Annotated in this window: 25 protein-coding genes; 18 read left to right on the top strand and 7 right to left on the bottom strand. The window is 70.5% G+C overall.

Translation table 11 applies throughout. The features are described 5' to 3' along the window. Window positions 1-35 precede the first annotated feature (35 nt). The 4 genes from AT699_RS10700 to AT699_RS10685 all read right to left on the bottom strand — a co-directional run bounded on the left by AT699_RS10700 (window position 36) and on the right by AT699_RS10685 (window position 3937). Window positions 36-1283 carry a D-amino acid dehydrogenase gene (locus AT699_RS10700; protein WP_058207284.1) on the bottom strand — a complete coding sequence of 416 codons (1248 nt, stop codon included), beginning with the start codon at window positions 1281-1283 and terminating at the stop codon, window positions 36-38. 181 nt (window positions 1284-1464) lie between these two features. Beyond that, window positions 1465-1902: an Rrf2 family transcriptional regulator gene (locus tag AT699_RS10695; protein ID WP_020927101.1), complete on the bottom strand. Its 438-nt coding sequence runs from the start codon at window positions 1900-1902 to the stop codon at window positions 1465-1467. 19 nt (window positions 1903-1921) lie between these two features. After that, window positions 1922-3139: an NO-inducible flavohemoprotein gene (hmpA, locus tag AT699_RS10690; RefSeq protein WP_024068453.1), complete on the bottom strand. Its 1218-nt coding sequence runs from the start codon at window positions 3137-3139 to the stop codon at window positions 1922-1924. 99 nt (window positions 3140-3238) lie between these two features. Then, a complete protein-coding gene (locus tag AT699_RS10685; protein WP_024068452.1) occupies window positions 3239-3937 on the bottom strand; it encodes a 4'-phosphopantetheinyl transferase family protein in 699 nt (232 codons plus the stop codon). A 123-nt stretch (window positions 3938-4060) separates the two neighbouring features. Between AT699_RS10685 and AT699_RS10680 the strand changes: the two genes are divergently transcribed. The 16 genes from AT699_RS10680 to AT699_RS10605 all read left to right on the top strand — a co-directional run bounded on the left by AT699_RS10680 (window position 4061) and on the right by AT699_RS10605 (window position 17894). Further along, window positions 4061-4759 (top strand): beta-ketoacyl synthase chain length factor, encoded by a 699-nt coding sequence (locus tag AT699_RS10680; protein ID WP_227739908.1) that lies wholly within the window; start codon window positions 4061-4063, stop codon window positions 4757-4759. Beyond that, the gene (locus AT699_RS10675) at window positions 4756-5643 is read left to right on the top strand and encodes a lysophospholipid acyltransferase family protein (protein ID WP_024068451.1); all 888 of its coding nucleotides are present in this window, start codon (window positions 4756-4758) and stop codon (window positions 5641-5643) included. The genes AT699_RS10680 and AT699_RS10675 overlap by 4 nt, the downstream gene beginning before the upstream one ends. Next, window positions 5624-5884, top strand: a complete 261-nt coding sequence (locus AT699_RS10670) for a phosphopantetheine-binding protein (protein WP_006384538.1) — start codon at window positions 5624-5626, stop codon at window positions 5882-5884. The genes AT699_RS10675 and AT699_RS10670 overlap by 20 nt, the downstream gene beginning before the upstream one ends. A gap of 16 nt (window positions 5885-5900) precedes the next feature. Further along, complete coding sequence (locus AT699_RS10665; RefSeq protein ID WP_006384537.1) at window positions 5901-6161, top strand: acyl carrier protein; 261 nt, start codon at window positions 5901-5903, stop codon at window positions 6159-6161. Then, window positions 6158-6709: a COG4648 family protein gene (locus tag AT699_RS10660; protein WP_024068450.1), complete on the top strand. Its 552-nt coding sequence runs from the start codon at window positions 6158-6160 to the stop codon at window positions 6707-6709. Before AT699_RS10665 ends, AT699_RS10660 begins: the two co-directional genes overlap by 4 nt. Window positions 6710-6712: 3 nt before the next feature. Continuing rightward, window positions 6713-8407, top strand: a complete 1695-nt coding sequence (locus tag AT699_RS10655) for an AMP-binding protein (RefSeq protein ID WP_024068449.1) — start codon at window positions 6713-6715, stop codon at window positions 8405-8407. Then, complete coding sequence (locus AT699_RS10650; RefSeq protein WP_024068448.1) at window positions 8394-9146, top strand: glycosyltransferase family 2 protein; 753 nt, start codon at window positions 8394-8396, stop codon at window positions 9144-9146. The genes AT699_RS10655 and AT699_RS10650 overlap by 14 nt, the downstream gene beginning before the upstream one ends. Then, window positions 9143-10066 (top strand): LpxL/LpxP family acyltransferase, encoded by a 924-nt coding sequence (locus AT699_RS10645; protein WP_024068447.1) that lies wholly within the window; start codon window positions 9143-9145, stop codon window positions 10064-10066. The genes AT699_RS10650 and AT699_RS10645 overlap by 4 nt, the downstream gene beginning before the upstream one ends. 33 nt (window positions 10067-10099) lie before the next feature. Beyond that, the gene (locus AT699_RS10640; protein WP_024068446.1) at window positions 10100-10696 is read left to right on the top strand and encodes a LolA family protein; all 597 of its coding nucleotides are present in this window, start codon (window positions 10100-10102) and stop codon (window positions 10694-10696) included. After that, window positions 10680-13019 (top strand): MMPL family transporter, encoded by a 2340-nt coding sequence (locus AT699_RS10635; protein ID WP_024068445.1) that lies wholly within the window; start codon window positions 10680-10682, stop codon window positions 13017-13019. The genes AT699_RS10640 and AT699_RS10635 overlap by 17 nt, the downstream gene beginning before the upstream one ends. Before the next feature lie 157 nt (window positions 13020-13176). After that, window positions 13177-13737 carry a hypothetical protein gene (locus AT699_RS10630; RefSeq protein WP_080747543.1) on the top strand — a complete coding sequence of 187 codons (561 nt, stop codon included), beginning with the start codon at window positions 13177-13179 and terminating at the stop codon, window positions 13735-13737. After that, window positions 13734-14936 (top strand): beta-ketoacyl-ACP synthase, encoded by a 1203-nt coding sequence (locus AT699_RS10625; RefSeq protein WP_024068443.1) that lies wholly within the window; start codon window positions 13734-13736, stop codon window positions 14934-14936. The genes AT699_RS10630 and AT699_RS10625 overlap by 4 nt, the downstream gene beginning before the upstream one ends. Continuing rightward, window positions 14933-15388 carry an ApeP family dehydratase gene (locus AT699_RS10620; protein WP_020927089.1) on the top strand — a complete coding sequence of 152 codons (456 nt, stop codon included), beginning with the start codon at window positions 14933-14935 and terminating at the stop codon, window positions 15386-15388. Before AT699_RS10625 ends, AT699_RS10620 begins: the two co-directional genes overlap by 4 nt. Next, on the top strand, window positions 15385-16116 hold the full coding sequence (fabG, locus tag AT699_RS10615; RefSeq protein ID WP_024068442.1) for a 3-oxoacyl-ACP reductase FabG: 732 nt from the start codon (window positions 15385-15387) through the stop codon (window positions 16114-16116). Before AT699_RS10620 ends, fabG begins: the two co-directional genes overlap by 4 nt. Continuing rightward, complete coding sequence (locus AT699_RS10610) at window positions 16116-17339, top strand: beta-ketoacyl-ACP synthase (protein WP_024068441.1); 1224 nt, start codon at window positions 16116-16118, stop codon at window positions 17337-17339. The genes fabG and AT699_RS10610 overlap by 1 nt, the downstream gene beginning before the upstream one ends. 93 nt (window positions 17340-17432) lie before the next feature. Continuing rightward, entirely contained in the window at window positions 17433-17894 is a 462-nt protein-coding gene (locus tag AT699_RS10605) for a GatB/YqeY domain-containing protein (protein WP_006386619.1), read from the top strand. 2 nt (window positions 17895-17896) lie between these two features. On the opposite strand, the gene dinB is transcribed toward AT699_RS10605, so the two are convergent. Then, window positions 17897-18979: a DNA polymerase IV gene (dinB, locus tag AT699_RS10600; RefSeq protein WP_006386618.1), complete on the bottom strand. Its 1083-nt coding sequence runs from the start codon at window positions 18977-18979 to the stop codon at window positions 17897-17899. Between the two features lie 170 nt (window positions 18980-19149). Between dinB and AT699_RS10595 the strand changes: the two genes are divergently transcribed. Next, complete coding sequence (locus AT699_RS10595; RefSeq protein ID WP_006386617.1) at window positions 19150-19575, top strand: PaaI family thioesterase; 426 nt, start codon at window positions 19150-19152, stop codon at window positions 19573-19575. Between the two features lie 68 nt (window positions 19576-19643). Here AT699_RS10595 and AT699_RS10590 read toward each other — a convergent pair whose 3' ends face one another. After that, window positions 19644-20099, bottom strand: coding sequence for a BPTD_2524 family lipoprotein (locus AT699_RS10590; protein WP_006386616.1), 456 nt, complete (start codon window positions 20097-20099; stop codon window positions 19644-19646). A 163-nt stretch (window positions 20100-20262) separates the two neighbouring features. On the opposite strand from AT699_RS10590, the gene AT699_RS10585 reads away from it, so the two are divergent. Then, on the top strand, window positions 20263-22170 hold the full coding sequence (locus AT699_RS10585; protein WP_370445616.1) for a S9 family peptidase: 1908 nt from the start codon (window positions 20263-20265) through the stop codon (window positions 22168-22170). Here AT699_RS10585 and AT699_RS10580 read toward each other — a convergent pair. Beyond that, window positions 22160-23389, bottom strand: a complete 1230-nt coding sequence (locus AT699_RS10580) for a sensor domain-containing diguanylate cyclase (RefSeq protein ID WP_024068439.1) — start codon at window positions 23387-23389, stop codon at window positions 22160-22162. The genes AT699_RS10585 and AT699_RS10580 overlap by 11 nt on opposite strands. Window positions 23390-23626 lie beyond the last annotated feature (237 nt).

Raw genomic sequence — 23626 nt, 5'->3', positions numbered from 1 at the left:
CAGGCAGCGACTATCGCAAAAGGGACAGCCCGCGATCAGGGCCGGAAGGGCAGCGCGTCCAGCGGCGCATCCAGCCCGTCCATCTGCGCGGTCAGGAGCGCGGCGCTGCCGCAGGCCAGCGTGAATCCCAGCGCGCCCTGGCCGATATTGAGCCACAGGTTGTCGGCCGCCGGGCTGCGCCCGATCAGCGGCTTGCCGGTGGGCGTGGCCGGGCGCAGTCCGGCCCAGGGAATGGCCTGCTCCAGGTCCAGCGCCGGAAAGGCCTCGCGCACCTGGCGCTTGAGCAGCGCGATGCGGGCCGGATCGATCTGCGCGCCTTCGCTGCCGATGTCCACCATGGCGGCAATGCGCAACACGCCGCCGACCCGCGCGTAGACGATGCGGCGTTCGTAGTCGGTGACGCTGATGCGCGGCGCCACGGCATCGTCATCGGCCAGCGGCACGGTCAGGCTGTAGCCCTTGAGCGGATAGAGCGGCACATCGTGTCCCAGCGGCCGCAGCAGCGCGCGCGTGCCGATGCCGGTGGCCAGCACCACGGCGTCGGCGCCGATATCGCCCTCTTGCGTGCGCACGGCGACGATGCGGCGGCCTTCGCGTTGCAGGCCGGCGACGGGGTTGGACATGGCGCACTGCACGTTGGACAGGCCGCGCAGCCGCTCGAACAGCGCCTGCGTGAACTGGCGGCAGTCGCCCGCCTCTTCGCTGGGGGTGTAGATGGCGCCGGCCAGGCTGGCGCCCATGCCGGCAAGCGCCGGCTCGCGCGCCAGCGTCTGGGCGGCGTCCAGCACCTGTTGTTCGGCGCCATGGGCGGCCTGGTACGCCACCAGCGCGCGCGCCTTGTCCAGCCAGGCCGGGCTGCGGTAGGCGATCAGCTTGCCGTTCCTGAGATGGCCGAATTCCAGGTTTTCCTGCTCCAGCAACGCATGCATGGCATCGCGGCTGAGGAACGACAGCGCCTGCAATTGCGCGGTGGACTCGCGCGCCACCGATGCGCGGCAGGCCAGCGCGAAACTCAGGCACCAGCGCCATTGGTGGGGATCGAGCCGCGGCCGGAAGCGCAGCGGCGAATCCTCGCGCAGCAGCCAGCCTGGCACGCTGGGCAGCACGCCCGGCCCGGCCAGCGGCGCGACATAGCTGTAGCTGAGCTGGCCGCCATTGGCGTAGCTGGACACCTCGGCCGGATGGGCGTGGCTGTCGACCAGCACGACGTCATGGCCCTGGCGCGCCAGGAAATACGCGGAGGTGACGCCCACGACTCCGGCACCGATTACGCAAACGCGCATACCCTGCATCCAAATAAGAAAATGGCAACGGTCTTATTCTGAGGCGGGGGACGGATGATCGCAAATCACCAAAGGCCCAGCACCCATAACCCGCCCTCATGGTCCGGCGTCATGGCCCCGACCCTCGGGGGCTGGCGTCACGGCCGGGCTACGCCGGCCGGCGCCGCAGTCGGCGCGGCCGTCAAGCGGCGCGGTGCAGCTTGATGATGGCGGCGGCGGTCGGATCGCGCACCAGGTCGGCCAGGGAATAGCCGTTGAGCGCCTCGTAGAACGCCTGCAGGGTCTGCGCCAGCACGCCCGACAGGCGGCAGGCGCCGTCCAGCGCACAGGGCGGTTCGCGGCAGTCGATCAGCGGCCCCTGCTGCTCCAGTTCACGCACCAGGTCGCCCAGGCGGTAATCACCGGCCGGGCGCGCCAGCGCCAGCCCGCCGCCCTTGCCGCGCGCCGTGCTGACCCAGCCGCGCTGCGACATGAAGTGCACCACCTTGACCAGGTGGTTGCGCGACAGGTCGAAGCGCGCGGCGATCTCCGGGATGGTGACCGCCGCGGGCCGGTCGCGGCACTGCGTCAGGTACATCAGTACCCGCAGGCCGAAGTCGGTGAATCGGGTCAGTTGCATGGCCGCCAGGATACACCGGTCAGGCCGGCGCGCCACCGCTGCCGAAGGCCTCGGCGTGGATCCGCTCGGGCGCCACGCCCAGCGCCAGCAGCGTTTCGCGCTGCGCCCGCATGAAGCCCGACGGACCGCACAGGTAGTAGTCGGCGCCCGGCACGATGGCCTCGTCGCGGATGGCGTTCAGGTCGACGCGACCGCTGTGGTCGTAATCGCGGCCCTTGCGGTCGCCGCTGCCGACCTCTTCGTAGAACACCGCCTTGCGCACGTTGCCGCGGCTCGCGGCGATGGCGTTGACGTGGTCTTTCATGGCATGCACCGCGTTGTTGCGACAGCCGTGCACGAAGCGGATCTGGCGGGGATCGTCGGTTGCCACCAGGTGGTTCAGGATGGAAACCATGGGGGTCAGCCCCACTCCGCCGCTGAGCAGCACCACGGGCGCGTCACTGTCCTCGCGCAGGTGGAAATCGCCCTGCGGCGGCGCCACGTCCAGCACCCCGCCTTCCTGCAGATGGTCGTGCAGCGCGTTGGACACGCGCCCGGCCGGGTTCTGCGCGCCGCCCGCCTCGCGCTTGACGGAAATCCGCAGCCGGCCCTGGCCGGGCGCGTCCGACAGGCTGTACTGGCGCGGCTGCATCAGGCCCAGTTCGGGCACGTAGACCCGCACCGACACATATTGGCCGGGGCGATACGCCGGGACCTCGCCGCCATCGGCGGGCGCCAGGTAGAACGAGGTGATCTCGGCGCTTTCGGGCTGCTTGCCGACCACGCGAAACGCGCGCCAGCCGGTCCAGCCACCCGGCTTGGTGGCCGACTCCACATACAGGCGCGCTTCTTCGGCGATCAACATGTCGGCCAGCTGTCCATAAGCGGCGGCCCAGGCGTCGACCAGCTCATCGGTGGCGGCCTCGCCCAGCACCTCGCGGATCGACGCCAGCAGGTGCTTGCCCACGATCGGATAGTGTTCGGGCCGGATGCCCAGGCTGACATGCTTGTGGACGATGCGCGTCACCACCGGCGCCAGCACCGAGGGATCGTCGATGTGCTCGGCGTAGGCCGCGACCGCGCCGGCCAGCGCCTGCTGCTGCTCGCCGCCCGCCTGGTGGCCCTGGTTGAAGACGTGCTTGAGTTCCGGATTGTGCTGGAACATGCGGGCATAGAAATGGCGGGTCAGCGCCACGCCATGGGTTTTCAGGACCGGGGCCGTGGCTTTGACCAGGGCGCGGATTTGCGGGCTCAACATCGACTGCTCCTTGCGCTGCGGATGGCGCCGAAGCCACCCTTTTTAAACATGCATTAATAATACATGTTTAAGTGCGGCGCACAAAATCCGCCCGTGCGCTCAAGCGCCGCGCCCCGCCCAGCGGCCCAATTCGCGCCGTTCGGGCCAAGCGCAGGAGAGCGCCGCGCGCCACTCGATGCGCGCCGCCCCGCCGCTGTCGGCGCGCCACACGGCCGCCGCCATCCAGTCTGCGCCAAGACGCCAGGCCGCCGCGTTCCAGTGGCCGGGCGGGGGACGCAGCTCCACCTGCCCCGACGCGTCCGGCGCCAGGCCGGCAGCTGCCATGTCCGCCGGAAAATCCAGGCCGGCCGCTTTCACAAAGGCTTCCTTGAGGGTCCACATCAGGTAGAAGCGCTCGAGCCGGACGGCGCCATCCGCCTGCCGCAACCAGGCCCGTTCGGGCTCGTCGCAGATCCAGTCGGCCAGGGCGGCCGTGGCGCGCGGCCGCATCCGTTCCAGGTCGACCCCCACGGCCCAGTCCGCCGGCGCCCGCGCGCACAGGGCGCGGCCGCCGCTGTGGCTGAGCGACAGCGTATGCGGCGCCGGCATCGCCTCCCGCACGCACTGCAGCAATGCGCGGCTGACCCGCCAGTCGCGGGTTGCCTTGGGCGAGCGTATGGCCGCGGCGCGCGCGGCATCCTCGGGCGAGAGGGCCTGGGTCCGATACGCGCCGACGGCGCCTTCGTCGGCCCACCACAAGGAAAGGGAGAGCCGGCTGGCGTCAATGCGGTCGGGCTGCACGTCGATCAGGAAAAACAAAAATAAGGGACAAATTAAGTTTTTTAGTGACGTTTTTGAATAATTTCAGGGTTTGCGATCGGTGTAAGATCGCGCGCTATGTTGACCTTCTCCATCGCGCAATGGCAGGGTTGGACATCGGGTATGCAAGACGCGGGCAGCTGGCTGCACTGGGCTGAACATCCTTATTGTCCCGTTGGTGAACCCAGCCCGCCGCGCCTCGAATTCCTGCCGCCGATGCAGCGCCGCCGGCTCAGCCCGATGGCGCGCGCGGTATTCGAGTGCGCCTGGCCGGTGGCCGCCGGCCAGCCGCCCATGCCGCTGGTATTCGCATCGCGGCACGGCGAGACCACCCGCAGTTTCGGCCTGCTGCAGGCGCTGGCGGCCGGCGAGCCGTTGTCGCCCACCGCATTCGGCCTGTCGGTGCACAACGCCATCGCCGGACAGTGGTCCATCATACGCCGCGAAACCGACGAGTCGGTCGCGCTGTCGGCCGAGGAAGACGGGCTGGAACTCGCGTTCCTGGAGGCCGGCCTGCTGCTGGCCGAAGGCCACGACAACGTGCTGGTGGTGCTGGCCGAAGAACGCCCGCCAGCGCCCTATTCGCCATGGATCGATGACGTGCCCTTTTCCTACGCGGCGGCCTTTCGCCTGCGCGCGGGGTGCGACTGGCGGCTCGAAAACAGCGCCGACCCGGCCTCCCGCCCGGACGGCACGGCCGCGGACAGCGCGGCGCCCGGCTGGCCCAACGCGCTGAACCTGCTGCGCCACCTGGCGCTGCGCACGCCGCGCTGGCTGCACGCCAACCGCGGCCGCCACTGGCTCTGGACCCGCTCGGCATGACGCCCGCCCCCCCCCAAGCGCGCCAGGATTTCTGGCTGTGGCGCCTGTTCGCCACCGGCATGGCCTTTACGTTGTTCGGCGTGGGCGGATTGCTGCTGCGGCTGCTGGTGTTTCCGCCGCAACGGCTGATTCCCGGCAGCGCCGCCGATCGCCAGCGCCGCGCGCGCCGGGCGCTCAACGGCACCTTCCGCTGCTTCATCCGCTTCATGGTGCGGGTCGGCATCCTGACGGTCGAATTCAAGGGCGCCGAGCGCCTGGGCCGTCCCGGCCAGATGATCCTGGCCAACCACCCGTCCCTGCTGGACGTGGTGTTCCTGGTGGGGCACGTCGGCAACGCCAATTGCATCGTCAAGCACGGCCTGGCGCGCAATCCGTTCATGCGCGGCCCCATCCGCAGCGCCGGCTATATCACCAACGACGAGAGCTTCGACATGTTCGACCGCGCCGCCGCCGTGCTGCGCGCCGGCGAGACCCTGATCGTATTCCCGGAAGGCACCCGCACCCCGCCCGACAGCCTGCCGCGCTTTCATCGCGGCGCCTGCGCCATCGCGCTGCGCGGCGCGCGCGTGGTGACGCCGGTGGTGATCCGCATGAATCCGCGCAGCCTGACCAAGGGCGAACCCTGGTATCGCATCCCGCCCTGCCGCATGCGATACACCATCCAGGTGGGCGAGGACCTCGATCCGGCCACCTGGTCCGATGCGCATCCACTGCCGATCGCAGGACGCAGGATGAACGATTATCTACATGCCTATTTCGAAGCCGAGCTGACGCGCCCCGCCGCGGCGGCCGGCGCCCCTGGGCCCGCCGCCGGGCCCGACAACGAACACGCGCAACAAGCGCCGCAAGTGGAGCCCGAACGGGATGAATCAACTGGAAACTGAGCTCAAGACGCTCGTCATCGAATCGCTGGGGCTGGAGGATATCGGCCCCGACGACATCGATCGCGAGGCCAACCTGTTCGGCGACGGACTGGGCCTGGACTCGGTGGACGCGCTGGAACTGGGATTGGCGCTGCAAAAGCGCTACGGCATCAGCATCGACCCCGAAACGCGCAATATGCGCGAGCACTTCGCCAGCATCGCCAACCTGGCCGAATTCGTCGCGGCGCAGCGCCGCAACTGAGGCAATGGAATTGACTATGCAGACCCGCGAGGAAATCTACAACACGCTGCGCGATACGCTCAACGAGTTGTTCGAGGTCGAGCTCGAACGCATCACACCGCAGGCCAACCTGTACACCGACCTCCAGATCGACAGCATCGACGCCATCGACCTGATCGACCAGGTGCGCCGCAAGACCGGCCGCAAGCTCGACGCCAACGATTTTCGCAGCGTCCGTACCGTTGACGACGTGGTGCAGGCCATGTACCAGAAGCAGCAACAGGACGCCGACGCATGAAACGCGGGGTGGCGTGCGTGCTGGCCGTGGCGGGCCTGGCCTATCCCTTCGTCGTGTATGCGACGCTGGGGCGGGTCAGCGCGGCCTGGCTGGCGCTGCCGTTGGCCCTGCTGTGGCTGGCGCGAGGCCTGGCGGCCGGACGCGGGGGCGAACCGGGCGGGCGCCTGCTGCCGCTGGCCGCGGTCGCGTTCTGCGTGGTGCTGGCGGCGACCAATTCGCCGGACTGGCTGCGCTGGTATCCGGTCATGGTCAACGGCATGCTGCTGGTCCTCTTTGGCGCCAGCCTGCATCGCGGGCGCCCCGTGGTCGAACGCCTGGCGCGCCTGCGCCACCCCGACCTGCCCCCCGCCGGGGTGCGCTACACGCGCGCGGTCACCCGGGTCTGGTGCGGCTTTTTCGCCATCAACGGCACGGTCGCGGCGATGCTCGCCGCCTGGGGCCCATGGAGCTGGTGGACCGCCTACAACGGCGCCATCAGCTACGTGCTGATGGGCCTGTTGATGGGCGCGGAATGGCTGCTGCGTCCCGCCGCGGCCAAGGCGGCCTGAACCGTGGCCTGGACCGCGCTCACACACCTGCTGCTGCCGCAGGCCGCGCCCGCCGGCGACGCGCGGGTCGCGGACGAGCCGGCGCTGTCGCGGCGGGAATTCGCCGCGCAATGCCTGGCCGTGGCCGGCGCCTTGCAGGCGCGCGGCGCGCGGCGCGCCGCGCTCTGGTTCGAAGATGCCGTCGCGCTCGCCATCGCCCTGTTCGCCTGCGGGCGGGCCGGCATCACCGCCGTGCTGCCGGCCGACGTACGGCCGGACACCTGCGCCGCGCTCGATGCCGACATCTGGTTGAGCGACGCCGCGGCGCTGCCTCCGGCGTGCCAGGCATGGCGCCTGGAGCAATTGCAGCACGCGCTGGCCCTGCCGCCCGCCGTCCTCGATCCGGCGCAGCGGCTGGTGTTGTGGACGTCCGGCTCCAGCGGCGCGCCCAAGGCCGTCGGCAAGAGCTGGGACCAGCTCATGCGCGAGGTCGAGGCGCTGCGGCAACAGTGGCCCGACGACGGCGGCCCGGTACTCGGCAGCGTGTCGGCGCAGCACATGTACGGCCTGCCCTATCGCGTACTGTGGCCGCTGTGCGCCGGCCGCCTCATCGACCGCCCGCAACGGCTCTATCCCGAAGAACTGCAACAGGCCAGCCTGCGCCATGCCACTTTCACCTGGATCGCCAGCCCGGCGTTGCTGCGCCGGCTGGGCGAGCGGCTCGACGGATCGCGCCTGCGCGGCCGGCTGGTCCGCCTGTACTGCGCGGGCGGGGTGCTGCCGCCGGACGTGGCCGAGCATATCGGCCGCCAGCTGGGCCAGCGCCCCATCGACATCTACGGCAGTTCCGAAACCGGATCGATCGCCTGGCGCTGCGGCGCGGACCCGTGGCAGCCCCTGGCCGGCGTCGAAGTCGGCCTGGACCCGCGCGGCGCGTTGCGCGTGGCGTCGCCATGGATCGATGCCGCCGACACCCTGACCGCCGACGCCGCGGAGATGGTCGAAGGCGGTTTCCAGCTGCTGGGCCGGCTGGACCGCATCGTCAAGATCGAGGAAAAGCGCGTCGCCCTGCCCATGCTCGAACAGGCGCTGGCCCGACATGCCTGGGTGACCGAGGCGCGCGTGGGCCAGGTCGCGGGCAATCCGCGCCTGACGGCGCTGGTGGCGCTGAGCGCGGCGGGCCTGCACATCCTGCGCAACCAGGGCCGGCGCGCGCTGGTGGACGCCCTGCGCCGCCACCTCGCCACGGGTTTCGAATCGCTGGCCATTCCGCGCGGCTGGCGGCTGTTGCGCCAGTTGCCGTACAACAGCCAGGGCAAGCTGACCCAATCCGATTTCGAGGCCGCGGCCGGCCCGCGTCCGCGCCAACCGGCGGCCACGCCGCTGCCGGCCGACGGGCCCGGCGAATGTCGCTACCGTATCGATGTTCCTTATGACCTGGCGCACTTCAGCGGCCACTTTCCCAGCGCGCCGGTGGTGCCGGGCGTGGCCCAGATCGGCTGGGCCATGGCGCTGGCGCAGCGCGACCTGCAGCCGGCCTTGCGCTTTGCCGGCATGGAGGCGCTCAAGTTCCAGCGCCTGCTGCGGCCTGGCGACACGGCCGAACTCACCCTGCGCTGGGACGCCGGCAAGCAAAAGCTGTACTTCACCTACACATTGGGCGACCAGCCCTGCTCGTCGGGCCGCGTGCTGCACGGAGACCGCCATGGCGCCGCATAGGCTGTGCGCGGTGATCCCGGTCTACGACCATGGCGCCACCGTGGCGGCGGTGCACGCGCAACTGGCGGCGCACGGATTGCCGTGCGTGCTGGTGGACGACGGGTCGGCCCCCGACTGCGCCGCCGTGCTCGATGCGCTGGCGCCCCTGCCAGGCACGCACCTGCTGCGGCGCGCGGGCAACGGCGGCAAGGGCGCGGCAGTGCAGGACGGGCTGCGCGCCGCGCGGCGCCTGGGCTATACCCACGCGCTGCAGGTGGACGCCGATGGCCAGCATGCGCTGGACGATGTGCCTGCCTTCGCCGAGGCGGCGCGGGCGCGGCCCGCGGCCGTCATCTGCGGCGCGCCGCGCTATGGCAGCGACGTCCCTCGCAGCCGGTTGTACGGCCGTTGGCTGACCCGCGTCTGGGTCTGGATCAATACCCTGTCGCTCGACATCCCGGACGCCATGTGCGGCTTCCGTATCTACCCGCTCGAATCCGTGCTGCGAGTGATCGACGGCGCGCAGGTGGGCCGCCGCATGGACTTCGACATCGCCATCCTGGTGCGCCTGCACTGGCGCGGCGTGCCCATGACCTGGCTGCCCACGCGCGTCGTCTACCCGGTTGGCGGCGTTTCGCACTTCAAGGCGCTGCGCGACAACCTGCTGATCAGCCGCATGCACGCGCGCCTGTTCTTCGGCATGCTGGCGCGATCGCCGGCGCTGCTGCTGCGCCGCCTGACCGCGGGACCGCGTCCATGACAGCCGCCGATCCGCACTGGGCCGGCCAACGCGAACGGGGCAACCCCGCGCTGCTGCGCCTGACCGCGTGGGCCGCGCGCCGCATCGGCCGGCGCGCGGTGGCGCCGGTGATATGGCTGGTGGTGCTGTATTTCTATGTCTTCGGACCGCGCGCCCGGCGCGCCATCGGCGCCTACCAGCGGCGCCTGGCGCGCGGCGGCGCGCTGGCCGCGCCGCTGCCCACGCCCTTCCCGGTCTATCGCCAGTACCTGGCCTTCGCGCAGGCGCTGCTCGACAAGCTCGACGTGTGGCAAGGCAGAATCACCCTGGCGGACCTGGACATCGACGACCCCGACGGCCTGCAGGCGCAGATGGGCGCCGGCCGCGGCCAGATCCTGGTGGGTTCGCACCTGGGCAACATCGAGGTCTGCCGCGCGCTGGCCGAGCAGTCCGGCCGGCTCCATTTGAACGTGCTGGTGCATACGCGGCACGCGGTGAACTTCGGCCGGCTGCTGGAAGAAGCCGGCGGCGGCCTGCGCATGATCCAGGTCAGCGAACTGGATGCCGGCGTCATGCTCGATCTGGCTCAACGCCTGGAACGCGGCGAATGGCTGGCAATCGCCGGCGACCGCGTGCCGCTCAAGGGCGATCGCAGCGCCCAGGTCGAACTGCTGGGCGATGCCGCCTTGCTGCCGCAGGGCCCCTGGCTGCTGGCCGGGCTGCTGCGTTGCCCCGTGAACCTGCTGTTCTGCACCCGCCATGGCGCGCGCCACCGCATGTCGATGGAGCGCCTGGCGGACGCCGTCGAATGGACCCGCGCCACGCGCCAGGCCGAGATCGCCCGCTGGGCCCAGCGCTATGCCGATCGCCTCGGCGCGCAGTGCCGCCAGGCGCCGCTGCAATGGTTCAATTTCTATCCCTTCTGGAAAAACGATGCGTGACCACCCCGTCCGCAACGCGCTGGAGTTGCCTGCATGAAACGCCTGCTTATCTGCCTGGCGCTGGCCGTCCTGCCCTGGAGCGCGCGGGCTTTCGATCTCGACGACCTGCAACGGCAATTGCGCGCCACCCCGGTGGTGCGCGGCCATTTCGTGCAGCAGAAGTTCCTGCGCTCGCTGCCACAACCCCTGACCAGCCGCGGCGATTTCACCCTGGCCGCCGGCCGCGGCCTGCTGTGGCTGCTGCGCAGCCCCATCGCCCAGGACCTGCGCATCAGCGCCGACGGCATCGCGCGCCGCGGCCCCGACGGCGCCTGGCAGGCGCTGCCGCAGCATGCCGGCGCCGGCCGTGAAAACCGCCTGTTCCTGGCGGTGCTGGCCGGCGACACCCGCGGCCTGCGCGAGAACTTCGACCTGACGCTGACGGGCGGCGCCGACGCCTGGCAGCTGGTGCTGCTGCCGCGTTCGGCGCTGCTGCGGCAGATCTTCGAGAACATCCAGATCAACGGCGGCAAGCTGGTCGACCGCATCGAACTGCGCGAAGTCCAGGGCGACCGCAGCGTGCTGCAGATGACCGACGCGTCCGCCGCCGACGCCCTGACGCCAGAGGAACAGCGTGCCTTCGCCGATTGAACGCTGGCTGCCACGGCTGTTCAAGCTGGGGCTGCTGCTGGTGCTGGCCCTGGGCGCCTGGCAGTGCCGCCACGGCTGGCCGGTATCGGCCAACCTGATGGAACTGGTGCCGCGGGCCCCGGCCGACGCCACCCGCGATCTGGCCGAAGCCCGCGTCCAGCAGCCGCTCAGCCGTGAATTGATCGCGCTGGTGGCGGCCCGCGACGACGGCGACAGCGCCGCGGCCGCGCGCCAATTGGCGCAACGCTGGCAGGGCAGCGGCCTGTTCGCGACCGTGCAAGTGGACATCGACGTCGACCTGCCCGATCTGCGGGCGCGCCTGCTGGCCAATCGCCTGGCGCTGCTGCCGCCGGCGCAACGCGAACAACTGCTGGCCGACCCGGCCGGTTACGCGCGCCAGCGCGCGCGCGAACTGGTCGACCCGTTCGCCGCCTCCAGCGCGGTATCGGTCGACCAGGATCTGTTCGGCCTGGCGCGGCGCGCCGAACAGGCGCTGCGTCCCGGCGGCGCGGTGCAATACGATGTGGCCACGGGTACGTTGCAGGCCGAAAGCGGCGGCCGCGCCTGGGTCCTGGTGCGCGCCAGCACCCGGGACGACGCCTTCGACGGCGCCGATCCCGGCCGCATCGCAGCGCAGATCGCGCAGGATCGCCAGGCCCTGGCCGGCGCCGACCTGCTGGTGGCCGGCGGCCCGCTCTATGCCGCCGCCGGCCGCGCCCAGGCCGCCGCCGAAAGTGGCTGGATCGGCGCCATCGCCATGGCCGGCATCGTGCTGGTATTGCTGTTGGCGTTGCGCCGCTGGCTGGCCCTGCTGGCGCTGGTCCCGGTGGCGGTCGGCCTGCTGGCCGGCACGGTCGCCTGTGTCGCGGTGTTCGGTTCCATTCACGCGCTGACGCTGGTGATCGGCGCCAGCCTGATCGGCGTTGCCGTCGACTTCCCGATGCACTGGCTGGGCAAGAGCTACGGCATGCCCGACTGGCGCGCCTGGCCGGCCTTGCGGCGGGTGCTGCCGGGCCTGACCATCAGCCTGGCGGCCAGCCTGGTCGGCTATGTCGCGCTGGCCTTCACGCCGTTTCCGGCGCTGACCCAGACCGCGGTGTTCTCCGCCGCCGGCCTGCTCGGCGCCTATGCCTGCACGGTGTGCCAGCTGCCCGCGTGGCTGGCGCGCTTCAAGCCCCGTCCCTGGCCACCGCTGCTGCGTTTCGCGCAGGCCGCGCTGCGCGCGCGGACCCGCCTGGCCGGGCGCCGCGCCGTGCTGTGGAGCGGCGCGCTGCTGCTGGCCACGGTCACCGCCGGCGGCATCGGCCGCCTGGACATCCGCGACGACCTGCGCCAATGGCTGAGCCTGCCCGCGCCGCTGCTGCAACAGGCGCGCCAGATCGGCGAAATCACCGGCTTCGTGCCGACCAGCCAGTTCTTCCTGGTGCGCGCGCCGGACGCCGACGAACTGCTGCGGCGGCAGGCGCGTGTCAGCCAGGCGCTGGATGCGCTGGTCGCCGCCGGCGGGCTGCGGGCCTACACCGCCTTGAGCCAGCGGGTGGCGCCGCAGGCCGACCAGCAGGCTTTCGCCGATGCGCTGGGGAACCTGGCGGACCGGCCCGAGGCCTGGCGCGCGCTGACCGATATCGGCGTGCCGGAAGCGGCCTTGCGACAGGAACTGCGGGCGCTGGCGGCGCTGCCGCCCATCCCGATCGAAAGCGCGCTGCAAGGCCAGATCGGCGAACGCTGGCGCACGCTCTGGCTGGGCCGGCATGACGGCGAAGTGGCTGGCATGATCACCCTGCTGGGCCTGCGCGATGCCGCCGCGCTCACGGCCATCGCGCAGGCCGCGCCCGGCGTCACGCTGGTGGACCGCAGCGGCGAATTGAACCGCATGTTCAGCGCCACCCGCGTCGAGGCCGCCGAACTCAAATTGCTCTCGTACCTGGTGGCGGCGGCGCTGCTGTGCCTGACGCTTGGACGCGCGGCCGCCTGGCGCATCCTGGCGGTGCCGCTGGCCGCCACCGCCTGCAGCCTGGCGGCGCTGGGTTATCTGGGCCAGCCGCTGACGCTCTTCAGCCTGTTTGGCTTGCTGCTGGTGTCGGCGATCGGGGTGGACTACGCCATTTTCATGTTCGAGCGCGTCGCCGGCGCGGCCGCCAGCCTGGTCGGCATCATGCTGGGCGCCCTCACCACCCTGCTGTCGTTCGGGCTGCTGGCCGTGAGCCGGACGCCGGCGATCGCCAATTTCGGCCTGGCGGTGGCGTTGGGCGTGGGATTCTCGCTGCTGTGGGCGCCCTGGGTGCAGCCGCGGCGCGGATCCGGCGCCGGGGACGCGACGTGAAGCCGGCGCACCGACTGCCGGCCTGCGCCCCGCGACCCGCGCAGCCTGGTCCGCGGCGGGTACACTGGGCACGCCGACCGCGCCCCCTTTGCCGGCGCCCGCGCTTGCCGGACCACGGCGCCGCGTGCGCGCCGCCCCGTGGTCGGCCAACCCTGCCATGATTCCTGCCCGCCTTTCCCTTCCGCCCGCCTTCGGGATCTCGCGCGCCGCGTTGGCGCTGGCCTTCCTGCTGGCCGGCTGCGCCGGGGCGCCGCCGACGCCCTCGGCGGCGCCCGCGTTCGCGTTGCCGCGCCAGTTGCACGTGGCCCAGTCGCGCCCCGGCCAGCCCGCGCAGGACACACTGCTGGTGGTGCAGCGCGAAGCCGCCGCCACGCGCTGGTCGTTGTTCGACCCCCTGGGCATACCGCAGGCACGGCAGATACTGGAACACGGCCGCTGGCGCAATGATGGCTTCCTGCGCCCCAACGGCCAGGCGCGCGACCTGTTCGCCGCGCTGGTGTTCGCCTGGACGCCCCTGGACGACCTGGACGCGGCCTATGGCGCCGGCGCCTGGCGCGCCACGGCCGCCGCCGACGGCAGCCCGCAACGCGAACTGCTGCGCCAGGGCGAACCGCGGTGGCGCGTCCGCTGGCCGCGAGACGCCGCGGCCGGCACGCTCGAGATCGAGTCCGGTGACGGCACCGTATGGCGGGTGGCGCCGCTCGGAGAGCGGCCATGACGACCACCTGGCTGAGCCCGCCTGGGGTGGTCTGCGCACTCGGGTCCGGCATCGAGGCCGTGGCCCGCGCCGCGTTCGCCGGCGACACCCGCGGCATGCGCCGCCAGGCCGGCTGGCTGGCCGACCGCGCGCTCACGCTGGGTGGCGTGGACGGGCCGCTGCCACGCATCGCCGACACGCTGCCCGCGCATCACCACAGCCGCAACAACCAGCTGCTGCTGGCCGCCGCCCTGCAGATCGAGGCGCGCCTGCGCGACGCGGTCGCGCGGCACGGCGCCCATCGCGTGGCGGTGATCGTGGGCACCAGCACTTCGGGCGTGAACGACAATGCGCCGGCATTCCAGGCCCTGGCGGCCAATGGCGCGTGGCCGCGCGACTACGACTACCGCCGCCAGGCGCTGTCGTCCCCGGCCGCGTTCCTGGCCGACTGGCTGGGCGCGACCGGCCCCGCCTACACCCTGTCCACCGCCTGCACCTCCAGCGCCCGCGCGCTGCTGTCGGCGCGCCGGCTGCTGGCCCTGGGCCTGTGCGACGCGGTGGTCTGCGGCGGCGCCGACACCCTGTGCCGGCTGACCATCAACGGCTTCGCCAGCCTCGACGCGGTGGACGAGGCCCTGTGCCTGCCGTTTTCGGCCAACCGCCGCGGCATCAACATTGGCGAGGCCGGCGCGCTGTTCCTGATGCAGCGCGAAGCCGCCGCCGACGACGCCGTGGCCCTGCTGGGCGGCGGCGCCAGTTCCGACGCCTGGCACATGTCGGCGCCGGAGCCCGGCGGCGCGGGCGCCCTGCGCGCCATGCGCGCCGCCCTGGACGCCGCCGGGGTGGCGCCCGCCGACATCGGCTGGATCAACCTGCACGGCACTGGCACCGCCCACAACGACGCGATGGAAAGCCTGGCCGTGCATACGCTGTTTCCCCAGGGCGTGCCGTGCGCCTCCACCAAGCCGCTGACGGGCCATGCGCTGGGCGCGGCCGGGGCGCTGGAAGCGGCGCTGGCCTGGATCACCCTGTCGCCCGCCAATACCGCGGGCCGGCTGCCGCCGCACGTCTGGGACGGCCAGCCCGACCCGGCGCTGCCGCGGCTGGATTTCAGCACCACCGGACATTGCTACGCGCCAGGCCGCCGGCGCCTGGCGATGAGCAACTCATTCGCCTTCGGCGGCAACAACACCTGCCTGGTCCTGGGAGCGGCGGCATGACGACCTGGCCCATCGCCAGCCTGCTGCCGCACGCCGGCGACATGATCCTGATCGACGAGGTGCTGGCCCACGACGCCGACAGCCTGCGGGCGCGCGCCGTGATCCGCCCGGGCCCCTACTCGCTGCCCGACGGTTCGCTGCCGCCGTGGCTCGGCCTGGAACTGATGGCGCAGGCCATCGGCGCCTGGGCCGGCTGCCAGGCCCGGCTGGCCGGCGCGCCGGTCAAGCTCGGCTTCCTGCTGGGCACGCGCCGCTACGATTGCCAGGTCGACGCCCTGCCGGCCGGCGCCACGCTGACCATCCAGGTGCAGCGCGGGTTCATGGACGACAGCGGCATGAGCGTCTTCGAATGCGAGCTGCGCGACGACGCCGGCCCGCTGGCCAGCGCCCGGCTCAACGTCTACCAGCCCGACGATCCCAACGTTTTCATCCAGGAACAGCCTCCCCTATGAGCGCCGCCCCGATTCTCGTCACCGGTTCCAGCCGCGGCATCGGCCGCGCCATCGCCCTGGCCCTGGCCGAAGCCGGCCATGACCTGGTGCTGCATTGCCGCCAGCAACGCGCCCAGGCCGAGGCGGTCCAGGCCGAAATCGCGGCCCGCGGCCGCCAGGCGCGCGTGTTGCAGTTCGACGTGGCCGACCGGGCGCAATGCGCCGCCGTGCTGCAGGCCGACGTCGACGCCCACGGCGCCTACTATGGCGTCGTGCTCAACGCCGGCCTGACCCGCGACGGCGCCTTCCCCGCCCTCACGGGCGACGACTGGGACCAGGTGCTGCGCACCAACCTGGACGGCTTCTACAACGTCCTCGGCCCGCTGGCGATGCCGATGATCCGCCGCCGCGCGCCCGGCCGCGTGGTCTGCATGGCCTCCGTCTCGGGACTGATCGGCAACCGCGGCCAGGTCAACTACAGCGCGTCCAAGGCCGGCCTGATCGGCGCCGCCAAGGCCCTGGCGGTGGAACTGGCCAAGCGCCAGATCACGGTCAACTGCGTGGCGCCCGGCCTGATCGACACCGACATGATCGACGCCCACGTGCCGGTCGAGGAAATCCTGAAGGCCGTGCCCGCGCAACGCATGGGCCGTCCCGAGGAAGTCGCGGCCACCGTCGCGTTCCTGATGTCGCCGGGGGCCGCCTACATCACGCGCCAGGTCATCGCCGTCAACGGAGGACTGTGCTGATGCATCGCGTCGTCGTCACCGGCATGGCCGGCATCAGCGCGCTGGGATCCGACTGGGTCGGCATCCGGCGCGCCTTCGAGGATGGCCGCAGCGCCATCCGCGCCATGCCTGAATGGTCGCGCTACCAGGAGTTGAACACCCGCCTGGCCGGACCGATCGAGGACTTCCAGGCGCCCGCGCACTGGACCCGCAAGCAATTGCGCAGCATGGGCCGGGTCTCGCAACTGAGCGTGCGCGCGGCGGAACAGGCGCTGGACGACGCCGGTCTGCTGGGCGATCCGTGCATTGCCGACGGCCGCATGGGCGTGGCCTGCGGCTCGTCGATCGGCAGCACCGCCGAAATCCGCGCCTTCGGCAACATGCTGCTCAACGGCGTCACCGACGACCTGAACGCCAACTCCTACGTCCGCATGATGCCGCACACCACCGCGGCCAATATCGGCATTTTCTTCGAACTCAAGGGCCGCATCATTCCGACCTCCAGCGCCTGCACCTCGGGCAGCCAGGGCATCGGCTACGCCTACGAGGCGGTCCGCTACGGCCGCCAGGCGCTGATGCTGGCCGGCGGCGCCGAAGAACTCTGCCCCAGCGAAGCCATGGTGTTCGACGCCCTGTACGCCACCAGCCAGAAGAACGACACGCCCGGCCTCACGCCGCGTCCCTACGACCGCGACCGCGACGGCCTGGTGATCGGCGAAGGCGGCGGCATGCTGGTGCTGGAATCGCTGGAACATGCGCAGGCGCGCGGCGCGCGCATCCACGCCGAAATCGTCGGCTTCGGCAGCAACTCGGACGGCACCCACATCACCCGTCCCGACGCCCGCACCATGCGCATCGCCATGGAACTGGCTCTGGCCGACGCCGGCCTGCCGCCGCAGGCGATCGGCTACGTCAATGGCCACGGCACCGCCACCGAACAGGGCGACATCGCCGAGACCGAGGCCACCCACGGCCTGTTCGGCAACCGCATGCCCATCAGCTCGCAAAAGAGCTATCTGGGCCACACGCTGGGCGCCTGTGGCGCGCTGGAATCGTGGTTCAGCATCGAAATGCTGCGCAGCGACTGGTACGCCCCGACCCTCAACCTGCGGCACGTCGATCCGCGCTGCGGCGAGCTGGACTACCTGGTCGAGGGCCGCCACATGAGCCACGAATACGTCATGAACAACAATTTCGCCTTCGGCGGCATCAACACCTCGCTGATATTCCGCCGCTGGCCCTGACGGCCGCCCGCCCGACCCGGCCCGGATGCCATCGCGGGAAGGCCCGGCCACGGTTACACTGCCGTTTTGACGCAACAACACAAAGGTTTCCCCATGAGCACCGCTACGCTCAAGACCCGCCTCTCCGACGCCGTCAAGGACGCCATGCGCGCCAAGGCCACCGAGCGTCTCGCCACCCTGCGCTTCCTGCTGGCCGCGGTCAAGCAGAAGGAAGTGGACGAGCGCCGCGACCTGAGCGACGCCGAGATCACCGCCATCATCGAAAAGCAGGTCAAGCAACGCCGCGAGTCCATCGCCGCGTTCGAACAGGCCGGCCGCACCGAAACCGCGGAACAGGAAAAGGCCGAACTGGTGGTGTTGCAGGAGTTCCTGCCGCAGGCCGCCACGCCCGAGGAAGTGGCCGCCGCCATCGACGCGGCGCTGGCCGAAGTGGCCGCCCAGGGCGTCACCGGCGCGCCCGCGATGGGCAAGGTCATGGCCTTGCTCAAGCAGTCGCTGGCCGGCCGCGCCGACATGACCGCGCTGTCGCAGCAGGTCAAGGCCAGGCTCGCCTGAAGTCAGAACGCCCCGCCGAACAGGTCCGGCTGGCGTGATTGTTCCTGGGGATCGGCGAAATTGCTCATGCCGACCCCCGCCAGCCGGTACAGCGTCTGCGCCGGCAGGTCGACCCGCTCGCACAGCAGCCGGGCCATGGTCGCCAGCTCGGCGGCCGAGGCCGGCGGATTGGGATTGGTCTGGCTGCGCGTCAGGATGCGGAAGCGGTCGGTCTTGAGTTTGAGCACCACCGTGCGGCCCAGCGCGCCCTTCTTCAAGGCCTGGCTCCAGACCTTGTCGGCCATGCGGTCCAGGGCCTCGCCGACCGCCTCCAGCCGCACATCTTCCGAAAACGTGGTTTCCGCCGACACCTGCTGCAACGGCTGGTCGGTCTGCACCTCGCGGTCGTCGATGCCGCGCGCCAGCTCGTACAGGCGCCGGCCGTAACGGCCGAAGTAATGCTCCAGTTCCTGCGCGGCGTGCGTGGCCAGGTCGCCCACCGTATGGATACCCAACTGCTCCAGGCGCGCCTGCATCACCTTGCCCACGCCGGGCACCTTGCGCACGGGCAGCGGCTGCAGGAACTCCAGCACCCGTGACGGGCGGATCACATATTGCCCGTCGGGCTTGTTCCAGTCGGACGCGATCTTGGCCAGGAACTTGTTGGGCGCCACGCCGGCCGAGGCGGTCAGGCCGGTTTCGGCGCGGATCTGCTGGCGGATCACCTGCGCCACTTCGGTGGCCGACGGCAGCCCGAGCTTGTTGACGGTCACGTCCAGGTAGGCCTCGTCCAGCGACAGCGGCTCGATCAGGTCCGTATGGCGGCCGAAGATCTGGCGGATCTGGCGCGAAACCTCGCGGTAGCGGTTGAAGTCGGGCGGCACGTAGACCGCCTGCGGACAGAGGCGCTGGGCGCGCACCGCCGACATGGCCGAATGCACGCCGAAGCGGCGCGCCTCGTACGACGCCGCGCACACCACCGAGCGCGGCCCGGTCCACGCCACCACCACCGGCTTGCCGCGCAGCTCGGGGTTGTCGCGCTGTTCCACGGATGCATAGAAGGCATCCATGTCGATGTGTACGATCTTGCGGCTGGCGTCGCTCATGGCGGTGGAAAACGGGTGCCCGGATGGCGCATCGGCGCGCAAGCGGGTGCGAAATGTACGGTCACCGGAAAAATCGCCCCGGCGCGGGGGCCGGGCCCGGCGAACGGCGTAAAAGTGGATATTATGACCGGCAAATCCCCATCTTTCCCCTTCCCCGCGTGACCGCTTCCATGACTGCAACCGCAACTCCCGCTCCGGGCGAGTATTTCGGCCTGGCGATTCCCTTCATGAGTTTCCTGGGCCTGGTGCCCGAACAGATCGCGCCGGCCTATGCCCGCACGTCGCTGCCGTGGCGCCAGGACCTGACCAACAGCCGCGGCGACGTCCACGGCGGCACCCTGATGAGCGTGCTGGACTTCACCCTGAGCGCCGCGGCGCGCGGCTCGGCCGATGCCACCGAGGGCATGGCCACCATCGACATGAACACCACCTTCCTGTCGCCCGGCACCGGCGACCTGGTGATCGAGGCGCGCTGCCTGCGCCGCGGCGCGTCGATCGCCTTCTGTGAAGGCGACATCCGCCGCGCCGACGGCGAACTGGTGGCCCGCGCCACCGCCACCTTCAAGATCATCCGCCGCCGTCCGGGCGGCGACTGAACGGGCGGCGGGCCTTGCGGCCGCCGTCGCCCGATGCGGCCGCAAGGCCCGCCATTGCCCTTACGCCCTTACTTGGGCAGATCGCGCGACGGCTTGACCGGCGGCCGCGGGTCCAGCGGCATGTAGCTGGAGCACGAACTCATGCCATAGACGATCGCGTCCTGCATGGCGCGCATCGCCGCCGCGTCCCAGGTGCCCTTGCCCCACATCACGATGCGGGTGTCGGTGGCCTTGGGACCGGCCGCCTTCAGGTCGACCCGGGTCATTTCGCTGTCGCTGTACGGCGCCAGCACCCGCACCACGGCGGACTGGGCGCTTTCGTCCAGGCTCGACACCACGCGATAGGCGTCGTCGGTGCTGCGCAGGCAGGCGTTGGCCTGGCGCAGCGTGGTGGCGTAGGCGTCCTTGAACGCGACGGGCGCCTTGAATTCGCTGTGCGGCGACGAGCCGTTCTGCGAAATACCCAGCGAGCAGCCCGCCAGGCCCAGGGCCAGCGCCGAGGCCGCGACCAGATTCCGAACCATGTGTTTCTCCAGATTGATAGCCGCGATTATCCCGCAAACGGACTACCGGCATAAGTGGCCCGGCCGGTTCGACACCCCGGCCGCGGCTATGGCATTATCGACCGGTAGTCCGGCGGCGCCCGCGGCCGGGTGGAATCGTCGGAGGTATGCCTTGCTCTCATTCATGAAACACACCATCCTGGCCGCCGGTATCGTCGGCGCCTCGCTGGGCGCCAGCGCCGCGGCGCAGCCGCCCCGGGCCTACCCCCTGAAGGACTTTTTCCGCAATCCGGAACGCGGTTTCTTCCGCCTGGCCGACGACGGCAAGACCCTCGGCTTCATGCAGCCCACCAGCGTCGACGGCAAGCCGCCGCGCATGAACATCTACGTCCAGCCCCTGGAAGGCAGCAAGCCGGTGGGCGAACCGCGCAAGCTGACCAGCGAGTCGGCCCGCGACATCAGCAATTTCTTCTGGAAGGGCGCCGACGTGGTGCTCTACCAGAAGGACTTCGGCGGCGACGAGAACTTCCACGTGCTGGCGGTGGACGCCAAGACCGGCAAGGTCACCGACCTGACCCCGTACGACGGCGTGCGCGCCAGCATCGAGGACGACCTCGAAGACGACCCCGACCACATCCTCATCAGCCACAACCAGCGCGACCCGCAGGTGTTCGACGTCTACCGCGTCAACGTGCACACCGGCGCCGGCGTGCTGGTGGCGCAGAACCCCGGCAACATCGTCGGCTGGCAGACCGACCACGCCGGCAAGGTGCGCGCCGCCGTCACCAGCGACGGCCTGAACACCACCCTGCTCTACCGCGACGACGAAGCCTCGGAATTCCGTCCGCTCTTCACCACCGACTACCGCACCAGCGTCAGCCCGGCCTTCTTCACCTTCGACGACAAGAAGTTCTACGCCCTGTCCAACCGCGGCCGCGACAAGCTCGCGCTGGTGGTGATCGACCCGGCCAGCCCCGACAAGGAAGACGAGATCTTCACCCCGGACACGGTCGACCTGGACGCCGCCGGCTTCTCGCGCAAGCGCCGCGTGCTGACGGTGGCCTCGTACCAGACCGACAAGCCGCAATACAAGTTCTTCGACGCCGAGACCGAAACCCTGTTCAAGAAACTGTCAGCCCAGCTCGAGGGCTACCAGTTCGCAATCCAGGGCGCCAACCGTGATGAAGACAAGTTCATCGTCGCCGCCTACAACGACCGCACGCCGGGCTCGCGCTACATCTACGACGCGCGCGCCGACACCCTCAGCAAGCTGGCCGACATCAACCCGGCCATTCCCGAGGCCGACATGTCGCGCGTGCAGCCCATCAGCTACCAGAGCCGCGACGGCCTGACCATCCATGGCTACCTGACGCTGCCGGCCGGGCGCGATCCCAAGAACCTGGCGTGCATCGTCAACCCGCACGGCGGCCCGTGGGCGCGCGACGGCTGGGGCTACAACCCCGAGGTGCAGTTCCTGGCCAACCGCGGCTTCTGCGTGCTGCAGATGAATTTCCGCGGCTCCACCGGCTACGGCCGCGCCTTCTGGGAAGCCAGCTTCGGCCAATGGGGCCTGAAAATGCAGGACGACATCACCGACGGCGTCCAGTGGCTGGTCAAGCAGGGCATCGCCGACCCCAAGCGCATCGGCATCTACGGCGCCAGCTACGGCGGCTACGCCACGCTGGCCGGCGTGACCTTCACGCCCGACCTGTACGCGGCCGCGGTCGACTACGTCGGCGTGTCCAACCTGTTCACGTTCATGAAGTCGATTCCGCCCTACTGGAAGCCGATGCTGGACAAGATGCAGGACATGGTCGGCGACCCGGTGCGCGACAAGGACCGCCTGGCGGCGACCTCGCCGGCCCTGCACGCCGACAGGATCAAGACGCCGCTGTTCATCGCCCAGGGCGCCAAGGACCCGCGCGTCAACAAGGACGAGAGCGACCAGATGGTCAAGGCGTTGAAGGCCCGCGGCGTCGAGGTGGAATACATGGTCAAGGACAACGAAGGCCACGGCTTCCACAACGACGAGAACAAATTCGAGTTCTACGCGGCCATGGAAAAGTTCTTCATCGAACATCTCAAGCCGTAAGCTTGGCGGGTTCGGCGGCCTCGGCGGCCGCCTCTTCCTCCCGGGCCGCCTGCGGGCGGCCCGACGCACGCGCGCTCCAGGCCATTTCGACCCGGTCGCGCCCCAGCTCCTTGGCCTTGTAGAGTGCCAGGTCGGCGCGAGCCAGGATGCCATCTGCCGAATCGCCCGGCTGCAGCGTGGCCACGCCGCCGCTGGTGGTCATGCGCAATTCCTGCCCCTGCAGGTACAGCGGCGAATCGCGCAGGGCGTCGCAGACCCGCTGCGCCTGCACCAGCGCGTGCGCGGCATCACAGCCGTACATCAGCAAGACGAACTCCTCGCCCCCCAGGCGGCCAAAGCTATCGCTGGCCCGCACGGCCTTGGGCACCACCTGCGCGAAATGGCGCAAGGCGGCATCGCCGGCCGCGTGGCCGTGGCGGTCATTGATGGACTTGAAATGGTCGATGTCCAGCACCAGCACCGCCAGCCTGCCGCCGCTGCGCGCGCAGCGCTGCAGCTCGTGCTCCAGTTCATCCAGGATGCTGCGGCGCGAATAGGCGCCGGTGAGGCTGTCGAAGGTCAGCGCGGCCTGCATCTGTTCGGACAGCGACGTCTGGATCAGCAGCAGCAATGCCAGGAACAGCGCCGGCACCGTCACCGAGCCGCAGACGATGAAGAACAGGCCCCACGGCGCCGGTTCCAGCAACGACGCGGCCTGCGCCCAGCCGCTGCCATAGACGCCGGCGCGCAAGGCATGCAGCACCACCAGGGCGGACAGCGACAACAGCACATACAGGATCACGCCAGGCGTGCGGATACCGCGGCGCTGGCGGAACACCACGGCGCCGGTGGCCGCCATCAGCACACCGGTGTAGCCCGAAAACAGCATCATGCGGCCCACCAGGTCATGCGTGACGTACAGCATCAGCGCCATCGCCGCGATGCCGACCGCGGCCGCGGCGCCCACGCGCAGGACCTGCGGCCGCAAGCCGAAGAACTGCCGCACGCCCACGTACACCAGGCTCACCGCGACCAGCCACGACGTATTCGACACCATCACGTAGACGGCCGGCGGCAGGATCTCGGCCGAGGCGTAGGCCAGCAGCGACAGCACCGCCAACGCGTTGGCGATGGTGAACGCGCGCACGCCCGGCACCCGGCGCGCATTGAACGGCAGCAGCAGGGGCAGCGCCAGGGCCGTGGCCAGGCCCCACACCAGGAAAAATAGTGAAGTCGTCATGTTTTTGCCGGCTTGCGCCCTCCTGGGCGGTCGCCGTCGCTTGGAACAACTGTTGCACCGGATGCGGGCCCGAGGACGCGTTACAGACCCGCACTTTTGACGTTTTTTGTTACCTGCACGGCGCACCATCGCGCCATTTCCGTCGCGCGCACAACGTTCCGTACCGGGATCCGTCCCAATGCCGGCCATACCGCCACGACGGTTGTGCGGTACGCCCGCAGAGAATACGCCAAGGCC

The sequence above is a fragment of the Achromobacter xylosoxidans genome, assembly GCF_001457475.1.
GTDB lineage: Bacteria > Pseudomonadota > Gammaproteobacteria > Burkholderiales > Burkholderiaceae_B > Achromobacter > Achromobacter xylosoxidans.
The sequence above is the reverse complement of the archived record's forward strand: the minus strand, read 5'-3'. Positions and strand labels throughout refer to the sequence as shown.

What these genes read in the sequence shown, in the direction of transcription:
- AT699_RS10700 (WP_058207284.1), bottom strand. Translation starts at nt 1,283, where the DNA reads ATGCGCGTTTGCGTAATCGGTGCCGGAGTCGTGGGCGTCACCTCCGCG.
- AT699_RS10695 (WP_020927101.1), bottom strand. Translation starts at nt 1,902, where the DNA reads ATGCAACTGACCCGATTCACCGACTTCGGCCTGCGGGTACTGATGTAC.
- hmpA (WP_024068453.1), bottom strand. Translation starts at nt 3,139, where the DNA reads ATGTTGAGCCCGCAAATCCGCGCCCTGGTCAAAGCCACGGCCCCGGTC.
- AT699_RS10680 (WP_227739908.1), top strand. Translation starts at nt 4,061, where the DNA reads ATGCAAGACGCGGGCAGCTGGCTGCACTGGGCTGAACATCCTTATTGT.
- AT699_RS10675 (WP_024068451.1), top strand. Translation starts at nt 4,756, where the DNA reads ATGACGCCCGCCCCCCCCCAAGCGCGCCAGGATTTCTGGCTGTGGCGC.
- AT699_RS10670 (WP_006384538.1), top strand. Translation starts at nt 5,624, where the DNA reads ATGAATCAACTGGAAACTGAGCTCAAGACGCTCGTCATCGAATCGCTG.
- AT699_RS10665 (WP_006384537.1), top strand. Translation starts at nt 5,901, where the DNA reads ATGCAGACCCGCGAGGAAATCTACAACACGCTGCGCGATACGCTCAAC.
- AT699_RS10660 (WP_024068450.1), top strand. Translation starts at nt 6,158, where the DNA reads ATGAAACGCGGGGTGGCGTGCGTGCTGGCCGTGGCGGGCCTGGCCTAT.
- AT699_RS10650 (WP_024068448.1), top strand. Translation starts at nt 8,394, where the DNA reads ATGGCGCCGCATAGGCTGTGCGCGGTGATCCCGGTCTACGACCATGGC.
- AT699_RS10645 (WP_024068447.1), top strand. Translation starts at nt 9,143, where the DNA reads ATGACAGCCGCCGATCCGCACTGGGCCGGCCAACGCGAACGGGGCAAC.
- AT699_RS10640 (WP_024068446.1), top strand. Translation starts at nt 10,100, where the DNA reads ATGAAACGCCTGCTTATCTGCCTGGCGCTGGCCGTCCTGCCCTGGAGC.
- AT699_RS10630 (WP_080747543.1), top strand. Translation starts at nt 13,177, where the DNA reads ATGATTCCTGCCCGCCTTTCCCTTCCGCCCGCCTTCGGGATCTCGCGC.
- AT699_RS10625 (WP_024068443.1), top strand. Translation starts at nt 13,734, where the DNA reads ATGACGACCACCTGGCTGAGCCCGCCTGGGGTGGTCTGCGCACTCGGG.
- AT699_RS10620 (WP_020927089.1), top strand. Translation starts at nt 14,933, where the DNA reads ATGACGACCTGGCCCATCGCCAGCCTGCTGCCGCACGCCGGCGACATG.
- fabG (WP_024068442.1), top strand. Translation starts at nt 15,385, where the DNA reads ATGAGCGCCGCCCCGATTCTCGTCACCGGTTCCAGCCGCGGCATCGGC.
- AT699_RS10610 (WP_024068441.1), top strand. Translation starts at nt 16,116, where the DNA reads ATGCATCGCGTCGTCGTCACCGGCATGGCCGGCATCAGCGCGCTGGGA.
- AT699_RS10605 (WP_006386619.1), top strand. Translation starts at nt 17,433, where the DNA reads ATGAGCACCGCTACGCTCAAGACCCGCCTCTCCGACGCCGTCAAGGAC.
- dinB (WP_006386618.1), bottom strand. Translation starts at nt 18,979, where the DNA reads ATGAGCGACGCCAGCCGCAAGATCGTACACATCGACATGGATGCCTTC.
- AT699_RS10595 (WP_006386617.1), top strand. Translation starts at nt 19,150, where the DNA reads ATGACTGCAACCGCAACTCCCGCTCCGGGCGAGTATTTCGGCCTGGCG.
- AT699_RS10590 (WP_006386616.1), bottom strand. Translation starts at nt 20,099, where the DNA reads ATGGTTCGGAATCTGGTCGCGGCCTCGGCGCTGGCCCTGGGCCTGGCG.
- AT699_RS10585 (WP_370445616.1), top strand. Translation starts at nt 20,263, where the DNA reads ATGAAACACACCATCCTGGCCGCCGGTATCGTCGGCGCCTCGCTGGGC.
- AT699_RS10580 (WP_024068439.1), bottom strand. Translation starts at nt 23,389, where the DNA reads ATGACGACTTCACTATTTTTCCTGGTGTGGGGCCTGGCCACGGCCCTG.